The organism is Domibacillus sp. F004 (assembly GCF_057814295.1).
Window position 1 is genome coordinate 1 of sequence record NZ_JBVATB010000030.1, and the last position, 388, is coordinate 388.

General features: G+C 68.6%; 1 protein-coding gene. It reads right to left on the reverse strand.

Going from position 1 to position 388, the window contains the following annotated elements; all coding sequences use genetic code 11:
- The coding region (locus ACZYRN_RS19275) for a substrate-binding domain-containing protein (protein ID WP_488913188.1) at positions 1 to 388 on the reverse strand (388 nt) is incomplete at both ends.

Genomic DNA, 388 nt, shown 5'->3' on the forward strand with positions numbered 1-388 from the left:
GAAGTCGGCGGCCACACGGGCCGAGACCTCCAGGCCGCAGTCATCTAGCGCGTCGGCTAATCCCCGTGAGCGATCCTGCGTGAGCGGCAGCGAGTCGATGCCGGCGATCTCGGCGACGACGGCGTCGGAGTTGCCCTCCAGCTCCTCGCAGATATAGGTTCCGGCGCTCACCCCCATGCCGTAGTTGTCGCCGAGGACAGTTGCCCGCGCGGCGAAGGGGCTGGAGAACTCTCGGTCGACGTTGATGACCGGGATGCCGGCCTCCATCGCCGCGATGGCCGCTTCGGTCAGCGCAGCGCCGTCGGAGGGGAGCAGTACGATGGCGTCGACGCCGTCCGTGACGAAGGTCTCGACGGCGGCTATCTGGGCGATCGGGTCGTTGGTCCCC